17 protein-coding genes and 1 other RNA gene are annotated in these 15265 nt (G+C 68.9%); 13 read left to right on the forward strand and 5 right to left on the reverse strand.

Features of this window, described 5'->3' with window-relative positions:
• Positions 1–3 precede the first annotated feature (3 nt).
• The 9 genes from nusA to pnp all read left to right on the forward strand — a co-directional run bounded on the left by nusA (position 4) and on the right by pnp (position 10342).
• On the forward strand, positions 4–1608 hold the full coding sequence (nusA, locus tag GNT64_RS08710; protein WP_156679177.1) for a transcription termination factor NusA: 1605 nt from the start codon (positions 4–6) through the stop codon (positions 1606–1608).
• A complete protein-coding gene (locus GNT64_RS08715; RefSeq protein WP_156679178.1) occupies positions 1608–1838 on the forward strand; it encodes a tautomerase family protein in 231 nt (76 codons plus the stop codon). Before nusA ends, GNT64_RS08715 begins: the two co-directional genes overlap by 1 nt.
• The gene (locus tag GNT64_RS08720) at positions 1825–2604 is read left to right on the forward strand and encodes a DUF448 domain-containing protein (RefSeq protein ID WP_156679179.1); all 780 of its coding nucleotides are present in this window, start codon (positions 1825–1827) and stop codon (positions 2602–2604) included. The genes GNT64_RS08715 and GNT64_RS08720 overlap by 14 nt, the downstream gene beginning before the upstream one ends.
• Complete coding sequence (infB, locus tag GNT64_RS08725) at positions 2601–5243, forward strand: translation initiation factor IF-2 (RefSeq protein ID WP_156679180.1); 2643 nt, start codon at positions 2601–2603, stop codon at positions 5241–5243. The genes GNT64_RS08720 and infB overlap by 4 nt, the downstream gene beginning before the upstream one ends.
• A gap of 316 nt (positions 5244–5559) precedes the next feature.
• Positions 5560–5955: a 30S ribosome-binding factor RbfA gene (gene rbfA, locus GNT64_RS08730; RefSeq protein ID WP_156679181.1), complete on the forward strand. Its 396-nt coding sequence runs from the start codon at positions 5560–5562 to the stop codon at positions 5953–5955.
• Positions 5945–6499: a GNAT family N-acetyltransferase gene (locus tag GNT64_RS08735; protein ID WP_156679182.1), complete on the forward strand. Its 555-nt coding sequence runs from the start codon at positions 5945–5947 to the stop codon at positions 6497–6499. Before rbfA ends, GNT64_RS08735 begins: the two co-directional genes overlap by 11 nt.
• A gap of 1 nt (position 6500) precedes the next feature.
• A complete protein-coding gene (truB, locus tag GNT64_RS08740; protein ID WP_156679183.1) occupies positions 6501–7517 on the forward strand; it encodes a tRNA pseudouridine(55) synthase TruB in 1017 nt (338 codons plus the stop codon).
• Positions 7518–7539: 22 nt separating this feature from the next.
• The gene (gene rpsO / locus GNT64_RS08745; RefSeq protein WP_156679184.1) at positions 7540–7809 is read left to right on the forward strand and encodes a 30S ribosomal protein S15; all 270 of its coding nucleotides are present in this window, start codon (positions 7540–7542) and stop codon (positions 7807–7809) included.
• Between the two features lie 187 nt (positions 7810–7996).
• Complete coding sequence (gene pnp, locus GNT64_RS08750; RefSeq protein WP_156679185.1) at positions 7997–10342, forward strand: polyribonucleotide nucleotidyltransferase; 2346 nt, start codon at positions 7997–7999, stop codon at positions 10340–10342.
• Between the two features lie 95 nt (positions 10343–10437).
• Here the strand turns inward: pnp and GNT64_RS08755 are convergent, their stop codons facing one another.
• The 3 genes from GNT64_RS08755 to mscL all read right to left on the reverse strand — a co-directional run bounded on the left by GNT64_RS08755 (position 10438) and on the right by mscL (position 11691).
• Positions 10438–10713, reverse strand: a complete 276-nt coding sequence (locus GNT64_RS08755) for a hypothetical protein (protein WP_231639394.1) — start codon at positions 10711–10713, stop codon at positions 10438–10440.
• Positions 10714–10879: 166 nt separating this feature from the next.
• Positions 10880–11224: a transfer-messenger RNA gene (ssrA, locus tag GNT64_RS08760) on the reverse strand.
• A gap of 23 nt (positions 11225–11247) precedes the next feature.
• Positions 11248–11691: a large conductance mechanosensitive channel protein MscL gene (gene mscL, locus GNT64_RS08765; protein WP_156679187.1), complete on the reverse strand. Its 444-nt coding sequence runs from the start codon at positions 11689–11691 to the stop codon at positions 11248–11250.
• Between the two features lie 134 nt (positions 11692–11825).
• Between mscL and GNT64_RS08770 the strand changes: the two genes are divergently transcribed.
• The 4 genes from GNT64_RS08770 to GNT64_RS08785 are packed head-to-tail and all read left to right on the forward strand — an operon-like array spanning position 11826 to position 14464.
• On the forward strand, positions 11826–12428 hold the full coding sequence (locus tag GNT64_RS08770; protein WP_156679188.1) for a LemA family protein: 603 nt from the start codon (positions 11826–11828) through the stop codon (positions 12426–12428).
• 4 nt (positions 12429–12432) lie between these two features.
• Positions 12433–13269, forward strand: coding sequence for a TPM domain-containing protein (locus GNT64_RS08775; RefSeq protein WP_156679189.1), 837 nt, complete (start codon positions 12433–12435; stop codon positions 13267–13269).
• Positions 13269–13937, forward strand: a complete 669-nt coding sequence (locus GNT64_RS08780) for a TPM domain-containing protein (RefSeq protein ID WP_156679190.1) — start codon at positions 13269–13271, stop codon at positions 13935–13937. The genes GNT64_RS08775 and GNT64_RS08780 overlap by 1 nt, the downstream gene beginning before the upstream one ends.
• Positions 13934–14464, forward strand: coding sequence for an NUDIX hydrolase (locus GNT64_RS08785; RefSeq protein WP_156679191.1), 531 nt, complete (start codon positions 13934–13936; stop codon positions 14462–14464). Before GNT64_RS08780 ends, GNT64_RS08785 begins: the two co-directional genes overlap by 4 nt.
• Positions 14465–14587: 123 nt before the next feature.
• Here the strand turns inward: GNT64_RS08785 and GNT64_RS08790 are convergent, their stop codons facing one another.
• Together GNT64_RS08790 and GNT64_RS08795 are read right to left on the reverse strand one after the other, a co-directional pair.
• The gene (locus GNT64_RS08790; protein WP_156679192.1) at positions 14588–14869 is read right to left on the reverse strand and encodes an ETC complex I subunit; all 282 of its coding nucleotides are present in this window, start codon (positions 14867–14869) and stop codon (positions 14588–14590) included.
• Between the two features lie 3 nt (positions 14870–14872).
• Positions 14873–15190 (reverse strand): 2Fe-2S iron-sulfur cluster-binding protein, encoded by a 318-nt coding sequence (locus GNT64_RS08795; RefSeq protein WP_156679193.1) that lies wholly within the window; start codon positions 15188–15190, stop codon positions 14873–14875.
• Between the last annotated feature and the right edge of the window lie 75 nt (positions 15191–15265).

Raw genomic sequence — 15265 nt, forward strand, 5'->3', positions numbered from 1 at the left:
ACGATGGCCACCGCCATTTCCGCCAACAAGGCCGAGCTGCTCGCCATCGCCGACGCCGTCGCGCGCGAGAAGCTGATCGATCGCGAGATCGTGATCGAGGCGATGGAGGATGCGATCCAGCGCGCCGCGCGCGCCCGCTACGGCGCCGAGAACGACATCCGCGCCAAGATCGACACCAAGCAGGGCGACATGCGGCTGTGGCGCGTGGTGGAGGTCGTCGAGGAGGTCGAGGACTATTTCAAGCAGGTGAACCTGAAGGACGCGCAGAAGCTGCAGAAGGGCGCCGCCGTCGGCGACTTCATCGTCGATCCGCTGCCGAACATCGAGTTCGGCCGCATCGCCGCGCAGGCCGCCAAGCAGGTGATCTTCCAGAAGGTGCGCGATGCCGAGCGCGAGCGGCAGTATGAGGAGTTCAAGGATCGCGCCGGCGAGATCATCACCGGCGTGGTGAAGCGGGTGGAGTTCGGCCACGTCGTCGTCGATCTCGGTCGCGCCGAGGGCGTCATCCGACGCGACCAGCAGATCCCGCGCGAGGTGGTGCGCGTGGGCGATCGCGTCCGCTCGCTGATCCTGCGCGTGGCGCGGGAGAATCGCGGGCCGCAGATCTTCCTCAGCCGCGCGCACCCCGATTTCATGAAGAAGCTGTTCGCGCAGGAAGTGCCCGAGATCTACGACGGCATCATCGAGATCAAGGCGGCCGCGCGCGATCCCGGCAGCCGCGCCAAGATCGGCGTCATCAGCCACGACGGCTCGATCGATCCGGTCGGTGCGTGCGTGGGCATGAAGGGCAGCCGCGTGCAGGCGGTGGTGCAGGAGATGCAGGGCGAGAAGATCGACATCATCCCCTGGTCGCCCGATCTCGCCACCTTCGTCGTCAACGCGCTGCAGCCGGCGCAGGTCGCCCGCGTGGTGATCGACGAGGAGGATGCGCGCATCGAGGTGGTGGTGCCCGACGACCAGCTCAGCCTCGCGATCGGCCGTCGCGGCCAGAACGTGCGCCTGGCCAGCCAGCTGACCGGATCGGCCATCGACATCCTGACCGAGGCGGATGCCAGCGAGAAGCGGCAGAAGGAGTTCGTGACGAACAGCGAGCTGTTCCAGAACGAGCTGGACGTCGACGAGACGCTTTCCCAGCTGCTGGTGGCCGAGGGCTTCGGCAGCCTGGAGGAGGTCGCCTACGTCGAGGTCGACGAGATCGCCTCGATCGAGGGCTTCGACGAGGAGCTTGCGGCCGAGCTGCAGAGCCGCGCGCAGGAGGCGCTCGACCGGCGCGAGGCCGCCAACCGCGAGTCCCGCCAGGCGCTGGGCGTCGAGGACGCGCTGATCGACATGCCCTATCTCACCGAGGCGATGCTGGTGACGCTGGGCAAGGCCGGCGTGAAGACGCTCGACGATCTCGGCGATCTCGCCACCGACGAGCTGGTGCTGAAGAAGCGGGTGGAGCCGCGCCGCCGGGTGGAGAGCAACCGCGCCGAGGACAAGCCCGGCATCCTCGCCGAATATGGCCTGACCAACGATCAGGGCAACGAGATCATCCTGGCCGCGCGCAAGGCGGCCGGCTGGTTCGGCGACGAGGACGATGCCGCCGCCGGGGAGGCCGAGGCCTGATGCCGTTCGTCGACATCCGCCTGGCCGGCCCGGCCACGCGCGAGCAGAAATCGGGCATCGTCGCCGACGTCACGCGCTCGCTGGTGGAGCGGCTGGGCAAGGCGCCCGGCGCGGTGCAGGTGAACATCACCGAGCTGTCGACCGAGAATTACGGCGCCGGCGGCATCCTGATCGCCGACCGCCCCGCCCCTCCCGCGCGGGAGGACGCTCGCGCGGATGGTCCACGATGATCGCGCCGACGGCGTAACCGCCCCACCCGCCGAGGACGCAGATGGCGGCCCAGGCCAGGGAAAGCATGTGCGGGGGAAGCATGTGCCCGAGCGCAAATGCGTGCTCTCGGGAGAGGTGAGCCCACGCGCCGGCCTGATCCGCCTGGCGCTGGGGCCGGACGGCACCATCGCGCCGGACGTGCGGGCAAAAGCCGGCGGGCGCGGCGCGTGGATCGGCGTCGATCGGCCGGCGCTGGAAGTCGCGATCGCCAAGGGCAAGCTGAAGGGCGGGCTGGCGCGCGCGTTCAAGAATGGCGCCTTCACGATCCCCGCCGACTTGCCCGACCAGATCGAGGCGGCACTGCGCCGCGCCACGCTGGACCGGCTGGGGCTGGAGGCGCGGGCCGGTACGCTGCTGACCGGATCGGACAAGATCGCCGATGCGGCGCGCAAGGGCGCGGTGGCGCTGCTGCTGCACGCCGCCGACGCTTCCGCCGACGGCAATCGCAAGCTGGATCAGGCGCTGCGCGTGGGCCGCGGCGACGAGGGCGGCAGCAGCCGGGGACTCGTAATCCCCGCCGATCGCGCCATATTGTCGATGGCGCTGGGCCGCGAAAACGTGGTACATATCGCGCTGATCGCGCCGGCTGCCGCCGCGCGGGTCACCGATGCGCTTGGCCGCTGGCGTGGCTTTATTGGACGAGATGACGGCGTCGATCCTTGCGACATGGATTCGCAAGGGCCAACGGCGCACCGGAATGAGAGCGAAGGGTTCGTTTCTGAATGAGCGATAACGACAAGCCGAAACTGGGTATGCGCGCGCCGCTGGGCCTGAAGCGCACGGTGGAGACCGGCAAGGTGAAGCAGAGCTTCAGCCACGGCCGCTCGAACACCGTGATCGTGGAGACCAAGCGCCGCCGCGTGCTGACCAAGCCCGGCGAGGGCGAGGCGGTCGTTCAGGACGCGCCCGCCAGCCCGGTCTCCGCGCCGGCACCCGCCGCCGCGGCGCCTGCGCCAACCGTCGCCGCCGCTCCGCGCCCCGCACCCGCGCCCGTCGCGCCGCCGCGCCCGGCCCCGCCCGCCCGCCCGGCCCAGCCGGCGCGCGCGCTGACGCCGCTGGAACGGCGCGAGCAGCAGGAGCGCCTGCTGCGCGAGGCCGAGGAGGCGCGCATGGCCGCGCTGGAGGAAGCGCGCCGCCGCTCCGATCGCGAGCGCGTGGAGGCTGCGGAGGAGGAGCGTCGCCGCGCCGAGGAACGCGCCCGTGCCGAGGAGGAGGCGCTCAACGCCCCCGCCCCCGCCCCGTCGGCGGCACCCGCCCCGGCGGCACCGCCCGCGCCGCCCGTAGCCGTCGAGGCGCCCGTCGCCGAGGCCGCGCCGGCCGCCGCCGAGGCCGCCGCCGCACCCACCAGCGAGGCGCCGGCCGAGGCGGCCCGCACAACCATCCCGCCGCCGCGCCGCTTCACGCCCGTGATCTCGCCCAAGCGGCCGGAGCCGCCGGCGCGCCCGGCGCGCGGCAAGGGGGTCGACGATCGCCGCCAGTCCGGCAAGCTCACCGTCACCCGCGCCCTCGAGACCGAGGGCGATGGCGCCCGCGCCCGCTCGCTCGCCGCGCTGAAGCGCAGCCGCGAGAAGGACAAGCGCGCCCACCAGGCGGGCGGCCCTTCCGCCAAGCAGGTGCGCGACGTGGTGGTGCCGGAGACGATCACCGTCGGCGAGCTCGCCAACCGCATGGCCGAGCGCGGCGCTGATCTGGTGAAGGCGCTGTTCAAGATGGGCATGCCCGTCACCGTCAACCAGTCGATCGATCAGGATACGGCTGAGCTGCTCGTCACCGAGTTCGGCCACAATCTGAAGCGCGTGTCCGACGCCGACGTCGAGATCGACGTGGCGGGCGACGTGGACGCCGACGAGACGCTGCTCACGCGTCCGCCCGTCGTCACGATCATGGGCCATGTCGATCACGGCAAGACCAGCCTGCTGGACGCGCTGCGCGGCACCGACGTCGCGTCGGGCGAGGCCGGCGGCATCACCCAGCATATCGGCGCCTATCAGGTGACGGTGGCGGACGGATCGAGGATCACCTTCCTCGACACGCCGGGCCACGAGGCGTTCAGCGAGATGCGCGCGCGCGGCGCCAACGTGACCGACATCGTCGTGATCGTGGTGGCCGGCGACGACGGTATGCGTCCGCAGACCATCGAGGCGATCAGCCACACCAAGGCGGCGGGCGTGCCGATGATCGTGGCGATCAACAAGATGGATAAGCCGGGCAGCAACGCGCAGAAGGTGCGCGAGGCGCTGCTGCAATATGACGTCCAGGTGGAGAGCATGGGCGGTGACGTGCAGGAGGTCGAGGTCTCCGCGCTCAAGAAGACCGGCCTCGACGAGCTGATCGAGAAGATCCAGCTCCAGGCCGAGCTGCTGGAGCTGCGCGCCAACCCCGATCGCTCCGCCGAGGGCACCGTGATCGAGGCCAAGCTGGACAAGGGACGCGGCCCGGTCGCCACGATCCTCGTCGGCCGCGGCACGCTGCGCGTGGGCGACATCTTCGTCGTCGGCGCCGAGAGCGGCAAGGTGCGCGCGCTGGTCGACGACAAGGGCAAGCAGGTGAAGGAGGCCGGCCCGTCGGTGCCGGTCGAGGTGCTCGGCCTGTCGGGCGTGCCGTCGGCGGGCGATCCGCTGTCGGTGGTGGAGAATGAGGCGCGCGCTCGCGAGGTCGCGGCCTATCGCGCCGGCCTGATCCAGACGAAGCGCACCACCTCCGCTCCCGCGAGCCTGGAGTCGATGTTCTCGGCGCTGAAGGAGAAGCAGGCGATCGAGTATCCGCTGGTCGTGAAGGCGGACACGCAGGGCTCGGTCGAGGCGATCGTCGGCTCGCTGAACAAGATCAGCACGGACGATATCCGCGCGCGCATCCTGCACTTCGGCGTCGGCGGCATCACCGAGAGCGACGTGACGCTGGCAGCGGCCAGCCGCGCGCCGATCATCGGCTTCAACGTGCGCGCCAACGCAAAGGCGCGCGAGTTCGCCACGCGGGACGGTGTCGCGCTCAAATATTACGACGTGATCTACGATCTGCTGGACGAGATCCGCGCCGGCATGGCCGGCACGCTCGGCCCGGAATATCTGGAGCATGTCGTTGGCCGCGCCGAGATCCGCGAGGTGTTCTCGGCCGGCAAGCACGGGAAGGCGGCGGGCCTGCTGGTGGTGGAAGGCTATATCCGCCAGAAGCTGCGCGCCCGCGTGCTGCGCGACGACGTCATCATCTACAACGGCTCGATCGCGTCGCTGCGCCGCTTCAAGGACGACGTGCCGGAGGTGCGCGCCGGGCTGGAATGCGGCATCACGATCGAGGGTTCGACGGACATCAAGCCCGGCGATATCGTCGAGACGTTCGAGGTCGAGGAGCGCGAGCGGACGCTCTAAAGCCTGTTGTTGTTCCTCTTTTGTTCCTATACAAATCCTATCGGCGTCCCGCTCGGGCGTCGATAGGAGGTGAGGAACATAGGGAATCAATCCGAAGCGGCATTGGCTTTCGGCGTGGCAACGCTCATCGTCGCCATACTCGGCCTGGTGGTGAAGATCATCGAGTTGAGCCGTCGATAGCCGGTGCGGGGTCCGGCGCACGAACGCCGGACCCCAAATGATTTGAGCCCGGATGCACGAACATCCGGGCTCAGAAGGTGACTTAGGAAATTTCCGAAGCCCGACCGATATACTGAAGCCGATCCTACGAGACAAGATGCGCCGCAACGAAACCCCCGAAGGCCAGTCGATCCGCGTGCTGCGCGTGGGCGAACAGGTGCGTCACGCCCTCTCCGACGTGCTGATGCGCGGCGACGTGCATGACGAGACGCTGTCGGGCACGCTCGTCTCGATCACGGAGGTGCGCATGTCGCCCGATCTGCGCCACGCCACCGCCTTCGTGAAGGCGCTGGGCGCGGCGGACGAGGCGGTGGTCATCAAGGCGCTGCGCACCAACACCGCCTATCTGCAGAGCGAAGTCGCGCGACGGGTGAACACGCGCTACGCGGCGAAGCTGCGCTTTGAGCCCGACGAGAGCTTCGACGAGGGCGGCCGCATCGATGCGCTGCTGCGCGATCCCAAGGTGGCGCGCGACCTAGATCATGAAGACTGAGGCGGATGCGGCCCGGCTGCTCGCCCGGCTGGCCGACGATCATGTCCACCTGGAGCCGCTGGACGAGAGCCACCGCGATCCGCTGCGCGCGGCGTGCGCGGCCGATCCGGCCATCTGGGACATCTATTATATCAGCTATCGCGGCGACACCTTCGATCCCGCCTTCGATGCGCTGCTGGAAGGCACGGACCGCAAGGTGTTCGCCGCCTTCGCCGGCGGCGTGCTGGTGGGCATGACCGGCTACCTCCACATCGCGCCGGAGCATCGCGCGGTGGAGATCGGCAACACCTATCTCGCGCCGGATGCGCGCGGCAGCGGCGTGAACGCGCGCTTCAAGCGCCTGCTGCTCGCCCACGCCTTCGCCTGCGGCTTCCACCGCGTCGAGTTCCGCGTGGACACCCGCAATGCCCGCAGCCAGGCGGCGCTGACGAAGCTGGGCGCGGTGCGGGAGGGCGTGCTGCGCGACCATCTGGTGACGTGGAACGGCCATGTCCGATCGAGCGCGATCTTCTCGATCCTCGCGAGCGAGTGGCGGGGCGCCTGACATGCTCCACGGCTGGATCGTCATCGACAAGCCGGTCGGCCCCGGCTCCACGCAGATCGTCTCGGCGGTGAAGCGCGCTTTGCGTAGCGGCGGCTATCCGAAGATGAAGGTCGGGCATGGCGGCACGCTGGATCCGCTCGCCAGCGGCGTGCTGCCGGTGGCGCTCGGCGAGGCGACCAAGCTGTGCGGGCGCATGCTCGACGCCGACAAGGGCTACGACTTCACGATCGCGTTCGGCGCACAGACCGACACGCTGGACCGCGAGGGACCGGTGGTGGCCACGTCCGACGTGCGCCCGACGCTGGCGGAGATCGCGGCGGTGCTGCCGCGCTTCACCGGCCCGATCGAGCAGGTGCCGCCGATCTACTCCGCGCTGAAGGTAGACGGCCGGCGCGCCTATGACCGCGCCCGGGCCGGCGAGGATGTCGAGATGAAGACGCGGGCGGTGAAGATCCACGCGCTGTCCGTCTCCTCCCCCCCGTCCCCTTTCCCCGAGCGAAGTCGAGGGGCGCTCCTCCGGGACGAAGCCGAGGAGCCGACGCCCGGTCTCGGCGCAGGGCGCAACGGAGTCTCGACCTCGCCCGAGATATCGAGCGATCGACTGGACTCCATCACCCTCACCACCCGCGTCTCCAAGGGCACCTATATTCGCAGCCTGGCGCGCGACATCGCGATCGCCGCCGGCACGGTCGGCCATGTCGCCATGCTCAGGCGGACGAAGGCGGGGCCGTTCGGGCTGGAAAAGGCGATATCGCTGGACATGCTGGCCGAAATGGGCCATGCGCGCGGCCTTGAAGATATCCTCTTGCCGCTGACGGCGGGGCTGGACGACATCCCGGCCCTACCCGTCACCCCCGATCAGGCAAGGGCGCTCCGCGAGGGGCGAAGGCTGATCGGGGCAGCCGCAGCGTCTGGCGCAGCATCGGGGCTCCACATGGCGATCGACGGACAGGGTCCGGTCGCGCTCGTGGAGGTTTCCGGGCTGGAGATCCGGGTGGTGCGCGGCTTCAACCTGTAACGGATGTCGGGGACGAGAAGACATGACGATCACTGCCGAGCGCAAGACCGACCTTATCAAGGAACATGGCCGCGCCGAGGGCGACACGGGTTCCCCCGAGGTGCAGATCGCGATCCTGACGGAGCGCATCGCCAACCTGACCGAGCATTTCAAGGGCCACGCGAAGGACAATCACTCCCGCCGCGGCCTGCTGATGATGGTGAACAACCGCCGCAGCCTGCTGGACTATCTGAAGAAGAAGGACGCCAGCCGCTACGCGGACCTCATCGCGAAGCTGGGGCTTCGCAAGTAACCCGCACGGCCCCCTTCACGGGGGCCGTTTCGTTTCCGGGCGGGCGCGTGGCGCCGCCCGGTTCTGCCCGGCATCGCGGCATTCGGCCGCGATCCGGTTATCGGGCACATCGCCCGGAACGGGCGGCGCGGATGCCGCCCCTGCACAGGCCCCGGACGCATAGGGCGGCCGGAGAGAAGGAAACCCAATGTTCGATATCAAGAAGCAGGAAATCCAGTGGGGCGGCCAGACGCTGACGCTGGAGACGGGCCGCGTCGCCCGCCAGGCCGATGGCGCCGTGATGGCGACGCTCGGCGAGACCGTGGTGCTCTGCGCCGTCACCGCCGCGCGCAGCGTGAAGGACGGGCAGGACTTCTTCCCGCTCACCGTCCACTATCAGGAGAAGTACAGCGCCGCCGGCCGCATCCCCGGCGGCTTCTTCAAGCGTGAGCGCGGCGCCACCGAGAAGGAGACGCTGACCAGCCGCCTGATCGACCGCCCGATCCGCCCGCTATTCCCGGAGGGCTTCTACAACGAGATCAACGTGATCGCGCAGGTTCTCAGCTATGATGGCGAGAACGAGCCCGACATTCTCGCGATGGTCGCCGCCTCCGCCGCGCTCACCCTGTCGGGCGTGCCGTTCATGGGGCCGATCGGCGCCGCCCGCGTCGGCTATGTCGACGGCGAATATGTGCTGAACCCCACGCTCGACCAGATCAAGGCGGGCGAGCTCGACCTCGTCGTCGCCGCCACCCACGATGCGGTGATGATGGTCGAGTCCGAGGCCAAGGAGCTCTCGGAAGAGGTGATGCTCGGCGCCGTGATGTTCGCCCATCGCGAGAGCCAGAGGGTGATCGACGCGATCATCGGCCTGGCCGAGAAGGCTGCCAAGGATCCGTGGGAGCTGCCCGCGCTCGACGACGGCGGCGACCTGAAGAAGAAGGTCAAGAAGCTGATCGGCGACGGCCTGACCAAGGCCTACAAGAATACCGGCAAGGCCGATCGCGTCGCCGCGATCGCCGAGGCGAAGAAGGCGATGCACGAGCATTTCGCCGACGCCGACGCCGAGACCCGGCTGAAGGCCGCAAAGCTCGGCAAGAAGCTGGAAGCCGATATCGTCCGCACGGCCATCCTGAAGGAAGGCCGCCGCATCGACGGCCGCGACACCAAGACGGTGCGTCCAATCGAGTCGATGGTCCACTTCCTGCCGCGCGCGCACGGATCGGCGCTGTTCACCCGCGGCGAGACGCAGGCGATCGTCAGCACCACGCTGGGCACGCGCGACGCGGAGCAGATGATCGACGGGCTGAACGGGCTCAACTACGAGCACTTCATGCTGCACTACAACTTCCCGCCCTACTCGGTCGGTGAAGTGGGTCGCTTCGGTGCGCCGGGCCGCCGCGAGGTGGGCCACGGCAAGCTCGCCTGGCGCGCGCTGCACCCGGTGCTGCCGACCAAGGAGGAGTTCCCGTACACCATCCGCGTCCTCTCCGACATCACCGAGAGCAACGGCTCCTCGTCGATGGCGACGGTGTGCGGCGGATCGCTGGCGCTGATGGACGCGGGCGTGCCGCTGAAGCGTCCGGTCTCCGGCATCGCGATGGGCCTGATCCTGGAGGGCAAGGACTTCGCCGTGATCTCCGACATCCTCGGCGACGAGGATCATCTCGGCGACATGGACTTCAAGGTGGCCGGCACCAGCGAGGGCATCACGTCCCTCCAGATGGACATCAAGGTGACGGGCATCACCGAGGAGATCATGCAGGTGGCGCTGGCCCAGGCCAAGGAAGGCCGCGCCCACATCCTGGGCGAGATGGCCAAGGCGCTCGACCACACCCGCGAGGAGATCTCCTCCCACGCGCCGCGCATCGAGACGATGCAGGTGCCCAAGGAGAAGATCCGCGACGTGATCGGCACCGGCGGCAAGGTGATCCGCGAGATCGTCGCCACCACCGGCGCCAAGGTGGACATCGAGGATGACGGCACCGTCAAGATCAGCTCCGCCGACCCCGAGAAGATCGAGGCCGCGAAGAAGTGGATCCTCGGCCTGACCCAGGAGGCTGAGGTCGGCAAGGTGTATGACGGCAAGGTCGTCAACCTCGTCGATTTCGGCGCGTTCGTGAACTTCATGGGCGGCAAGGACGGTCTGGTCCACGTCTCCGAGATCAAGAACGAGCGCGTCGCCAAGGTGTCGGACGTCCTCTCCGAGGGTCAGCCGGTGAAGGTGAAGGTGCTGGAGATCGATCCGCGCGGCAAGGTGCGCCTGTCGATGCGCGTCGTCGACCAGGAGACCGGCGCCGAGCTGGAGGATACGCGCCCCGCACGCGAGCCGCGCGAGGGCGGCGAGCGGTCAGAGCGTGGCCCGCGCCGCGAGGGCGGCGATCGTGGTCCGCGCCGCGACGGCGATCGCGGCCCGCGTCGGGAGGGCGGCGATCGTGGTCCCCGCCGCGAGGGTGGCGATCGCGGTCCGCGTCGGGAGCGCAGCGAGAGCGGCAACGATGACGGCCCCGCGCCCGATTTCGCGCCCGCCTTCCTGACCCGCAACGACGACTGATCCAGCCGTCTCGAACGGAAAAGGCCGGTCGGAGCATCGCTCCGGCCGGCCTTTTCGTTTTCGCGGCGAGGCGGGGCGCCGGCCCCGCCATCGGCTCACATCTTGTTGACGGCGGCCGAGTTCATCGCGGCGGCGTTCACGTCCGCATCGTCGATCGCGTCGGACTTGCGATCGCCCTCGTCGCGCAGCGCGTCGGCCTTGTTCTCCAGCGCGTCGGACTTCGCCTCGTTCGCGGTGTTGTCCGCCATCGCGTCGAGCGCGTCGGCCTGGTTGTCATAGGCCTGCTCGACGTTCGAGCCGAGCGAGTCGTCGCCCTTGCCGCCGCACGCGGCCAGCCCGACGAAAGCCGCCACCGCGGCGATCTTGATCATGCGATGCATATGGATACCCCTGCTCTTACCGCCGGATACCCACAGGCGGGCACGGCATCGACCGTCAAAGCCGCACGGATGAGACAGTTCCGTTAAATGCGACGAGCCGTTATGCGGTCGAAATGCAGGTGGGGAGCTTCTGTTGCTCGGTGCTCCCCATACCGCCGGTGTCCGCTTCTGTTGCCCGGTGCGGCCCGAACCGCGCTTAAGCCTTGTAACCTATTCCCCAGGGGGGAGTCAGTTACGCGGCAATCGCGAGTGCTTCGTTGTCGTTAGCACTTATGGTTTTGATCGGTTTTAGGGCTCAATCAGGCCCGGCAAAAACATCGCCTTTGAACACACGTCGATCCTGGTTCGGCCCCGTCAGAAACCCCGCTGCCGGGATTTTTGGTGGAGCCGCCGGGTACTGCCCCCGGGTCCGCTGCATCTATTACGCGACATCATTTATCACCATAGCCGGGCGAACCCGGCACCGACGGATATAGGCGCATGTCGCCGGAATGCAAAGGGCGGCCGCACCCCGCGCAAAACCGCTCAGCGGCGGAGGCGCAGCTCGTCGCGTATCTCGCGCAGCAGCACCAGATCGGCGGCCTCGGGCGGGGTCGGCTTGGCGGCTTCCTCGGCGCGGTCGCGCAGGGCGATGCGGTTCACCGTGCGCACGATCAGGAAGATGATGAAGGCGACGATCAGGAAGTTCACCGCCACGGTGACGAACTCGCCATAGCCGAGCAGCGGCACGCCGGCCTTCTTCAGATCGGCATAGCTTGTCGGCGATCCCGCATAGCCGGCCGGTATCTCGCCCAGCCGCAGGAAATAGTTGGAGAAATCGAGCCCGCCGGTGATCTTGCCGATCACCGGCATGATGATGTCGTCCGTCAGGGAGGTGACGATGCGGCCGAAGGCGGCGCCGATGATCACCGCCACCGCCAGATCGAGCACGTTGCCGCGCGCGATGAATGCCTTGAACTCGTTCAGCATGCCCGTCTCCCACGTTGGCGCCGATCGCCGTCGGTGGCAGACTTCCATGGTTCCCGCCGGCAATACAACCCACCGATTGCCGGAACCTGCGCCTGCGCCTATCTAGGCGGCCCGCCACTCGAGGGATTGTCGCCATGATGCCGTTCCGCCGCCTCGCCCCCGCCCTGCTCGCGCCCGTGGCGGCGCTCGCCCTCTCCGGCTGCGGCGTCAACAGCATCCCCACCGCCGAGGAGACCGCCAAGGCGCGCTGGGCCGACGTGCAGAACGAATATCAGCGCCGGGCGGATCTGATCCCCAACCTCGTCGCCACCGTGAAGGCGGCCGGCGCGCAGGAGCAGGGCACGCTGACCAAGGTGACGGAGGCGCGGGCGAAGGCGACCTCGATCAACATCACCACCGACGATCTGAGCAACCCGGCCGAGTTCAAGAAATTTCAGGATGCGCAGAACCAGCTGACGCAGGCGATGGGCCAGCTGCGCACCGTGGTGGAGGCGTACCCCCAGCTCCAGACGAACCAGAACTTCCTCGGCCTTCAGGATCAGCTGGAGGGCACGGAGAACCGCATCGGCATCGCCCGGCGGGACTATAACGGCGCGGTGCAGGCCTATAACACCCGCATCCGCACCTTCCCCGATGCGATCGGCGCCAAGATCTTCTACGGCGCCAAGCCGCTGGTGCCGTTCGAGGCGGTGACGGCCAATGCGGACAAGGCGCCCCCGGTCGATTTGGGTAGGTAACGCCATGCCGCGCGTCATCGCGCGTGCGCTGGCGCTGCTCGCGCTGCTGCTCGCGGCGCCGGCGTGGGCGCAGACCTTCCCGGCGTTCACCGGCTTCGTCGTGGATGCGGCCAACGTGCTGCCGCCGGCGGACGAGGCGGCGCTGACCGCGAAGCTGAACGCCTTGCAGAACCGCACCGGGCGGCAGCTGGTCGTCGCGACCGTTCCCAGCCTGCAGGATTATCCGATCGAGGATTATGGCAACCGCCTGATCCGCAGCTGGGGCGTCGGCCTGAAGGACGTCAACAACGGCGCGATCCTGATCGTCGCCCCCAATGAGCGCAAGGTGCGGGTGGAGGTGGGCTACGGCCTCACGCCGGTGCTCACCGACGTCTTCTCCGGCATCATCATCCGCCAGCGCATTTTGCCCGCCTTCAAGGCCGGCGACCTGCCCGGCGGCATCATGGCCGGCACCGACGCGCTGATCGAGCAGCTGAGCCTGCCGGACACGGAGGCCAAGGCGCGGCTGGACGCGGCCGTGGCGCAGTTCGATCGCGAGAAGCAGGGTGGCGGCGGCTTCCCGCTCGGCCTGGCTTTCTGGGGCATCGTCGCGGCCTTCGTGATCCTCGCCATGCTTCGCCGGGGCGGCGGCGGCGGCGATGGCGGCGGGGGCCAGCGGTTTCGCGGGGGCCGTGGCCTGGGCGGCGCGCCGATCATCCTGTGGGGGCCCGGCTTCGGCGGCGGTGGCGGTGGCGGCTGGGGCGGATCCTCGGGCGGTGGCGGTGGCGGCGGCTGGATGGGCGGCGGCTTCGATGGCGGCGGCGGTTCCGGCGGCGGCGGCGGCGCTTCGGGGAGTTGGTGATGCGGCTCACCCCTGCCGACCACGCGAAGGTGACGGCCGCCGTCACCGCCGCCGAGCTGACGACGGACGGCGAGATCGTGACGATCGTCGCCAACCGATCGGACAGCTATCACGACGTGGCGCTGCACTGGGCGCTGCTCGCGATGTTCCTGATGCTGGCGGTGATCGCCACCGTGCCCGATTTCTTCCTCGGCCTGCTCGATCGCGCTGATGGCTGGAGCCACGATTACAGCAAGGGCGCCCTGCTGGGCCTGCTGCTGATGCTGCTGGCGGCGATGTTCCTGCTGTGGCGCGTCGTGCTGAGCTGGACGCCGCTGCGCATGGCGCTGACGCCGCGTGCCACCAAGGCGCGGCGGGTGCGGCGCCGGGCGATCGCCTTCTTCGCCGTGGGCACGGAGCGGCGGACGGAGGAGCGCATCGGCGTGCTGCTCTATTTGTCGCTGGCCGAGCACCAGGCGGAGATCGTCGCCGATCGCGCGATCCACGCGCTCGTCACGCCGGAAACATGGGGCGAGGCGATGGCCGCGCTGATCGAGGCGGTGCGCGATGGCCGCGCGGGCGACGGCATGGCGGCGGCGGTGGAGCGGATCGGCGCGGTGCTGGCGCAGCATTTCCCCAAGACCCCCACGGATCGCAACGAGCTACCGGACAGGCTGATCGAACTATGAGCGACCACGATCACGACGCACCTGAGGAGACGATGTGGCAGGGCCGCTTCATCGCCGCCCGCCGCAAGGGCAGATGGGAATATGTCGGCCGCACGCGCGGGATAGAGGCGGCGGTGATCGTGGCGGTGGACAATGACCACATCCTGCTGGTGGAGCAGTATCGCGTGCCGCTCGGCCGCCGCTGCTTGGAACTGCCGGCCGGGCTGGTGGGCGACGAGGATGCCGGCGAGGCGCTGGAGAGCGCGGCCGCGCGCGAGCTTGAGGAGGAGACCGGCTACCGCCCGGCCGCGGTACGCGCCGCCGGCAAGTTCGCCTCGTCCCCCGGCATGGTCTCGGAGAGCTTCACCCTAGTCGTCGCTTCCGGGCTGACGAAGGTGGGGGATGGCGGCGGCGTAGCCGGCGAGGACATTCTCGTCCACCGCGTGCCGCTGGCGGAGATCGCCGGGTTCATCGAGGCGAAGCGCGCCGAAGGGCTGGCGATGGACGTTAAGCTGCTGCTGCTGCTGGGATCGTCGCTGCTGGGCTGATCGGCGCCGGGCGCGGGCGTGGATCCTGAAACGCGTTCAGAATGACGTACTACCTGTTCGAGTCGCCGACCCGCCAACGCCTACAGGATCATGCGCGCAGGGCGAACCGCCCCGCCGCCCGGCTTATCTGAAATTCTCCGCATAGGTGCGCACGCGGAACGCCTTGGCCGCCGCCGGCACCACCCGCACGTCCAGCCCCTGCTGCGCCGCATAGGCCTGCCCCGCCTCCAGGCTGGGGAAGCGCAGGCGCACCTGCCCGCGCGTGTCGCCGGAGCCAGCCCAGCCGGTCAGCGGATCGGCGCGCTTGGCCTCGGCCGGCTCGAACTCCAACTCCCACTGGCCGGCGCGGGCGCGGCCGGACTGCATGCTGTTCTTGGCAACCTGGTAGAGGCGGGCCGCCGGCATCGATCAATCTTCCGGCGCGATGGTGACGCGCAGGCCGTCCAGCGCGTCGCCGAACGGCAGCTGGCAGGAGAGGCGCGACTCCTCGGTGCGATGATCGGAACTGTCGAGCAGGTCGTTCTCGTCCTCGCTCATCGCCGGCAGCTTGTCGGCCCACGCCTGGTCGACATGCACGTGGCAGGTGGCGCACGAGCAGCAGCCGCCGCACAGCGCCAGCAGTTCGTCGATGCCCGCGTCGCGGATCACCTCCATCACCGACAGGCCGGTCTCGCCCTCGATGGTCGATTCCTCGCCCTCGCGCGTGACGACGATCAGCTTGGGCATTATGGCTCCTTCCAGCGCTGCGGAACTTCGCTTTTCGCGGCCGGCTATGTCTGTGTGCAACCACGAAATCAAGGG

The organism is Sphingomonas profundi (assembly GCF_009739515.1).
Classification (GTDB): Bacteria; Pseudomonadota; Alphaproteobacteria; order Sphingomonadales; family Sphingomonadaceae; genus Alterirhizorhabdus; species Alterirhizorhabdus profundi.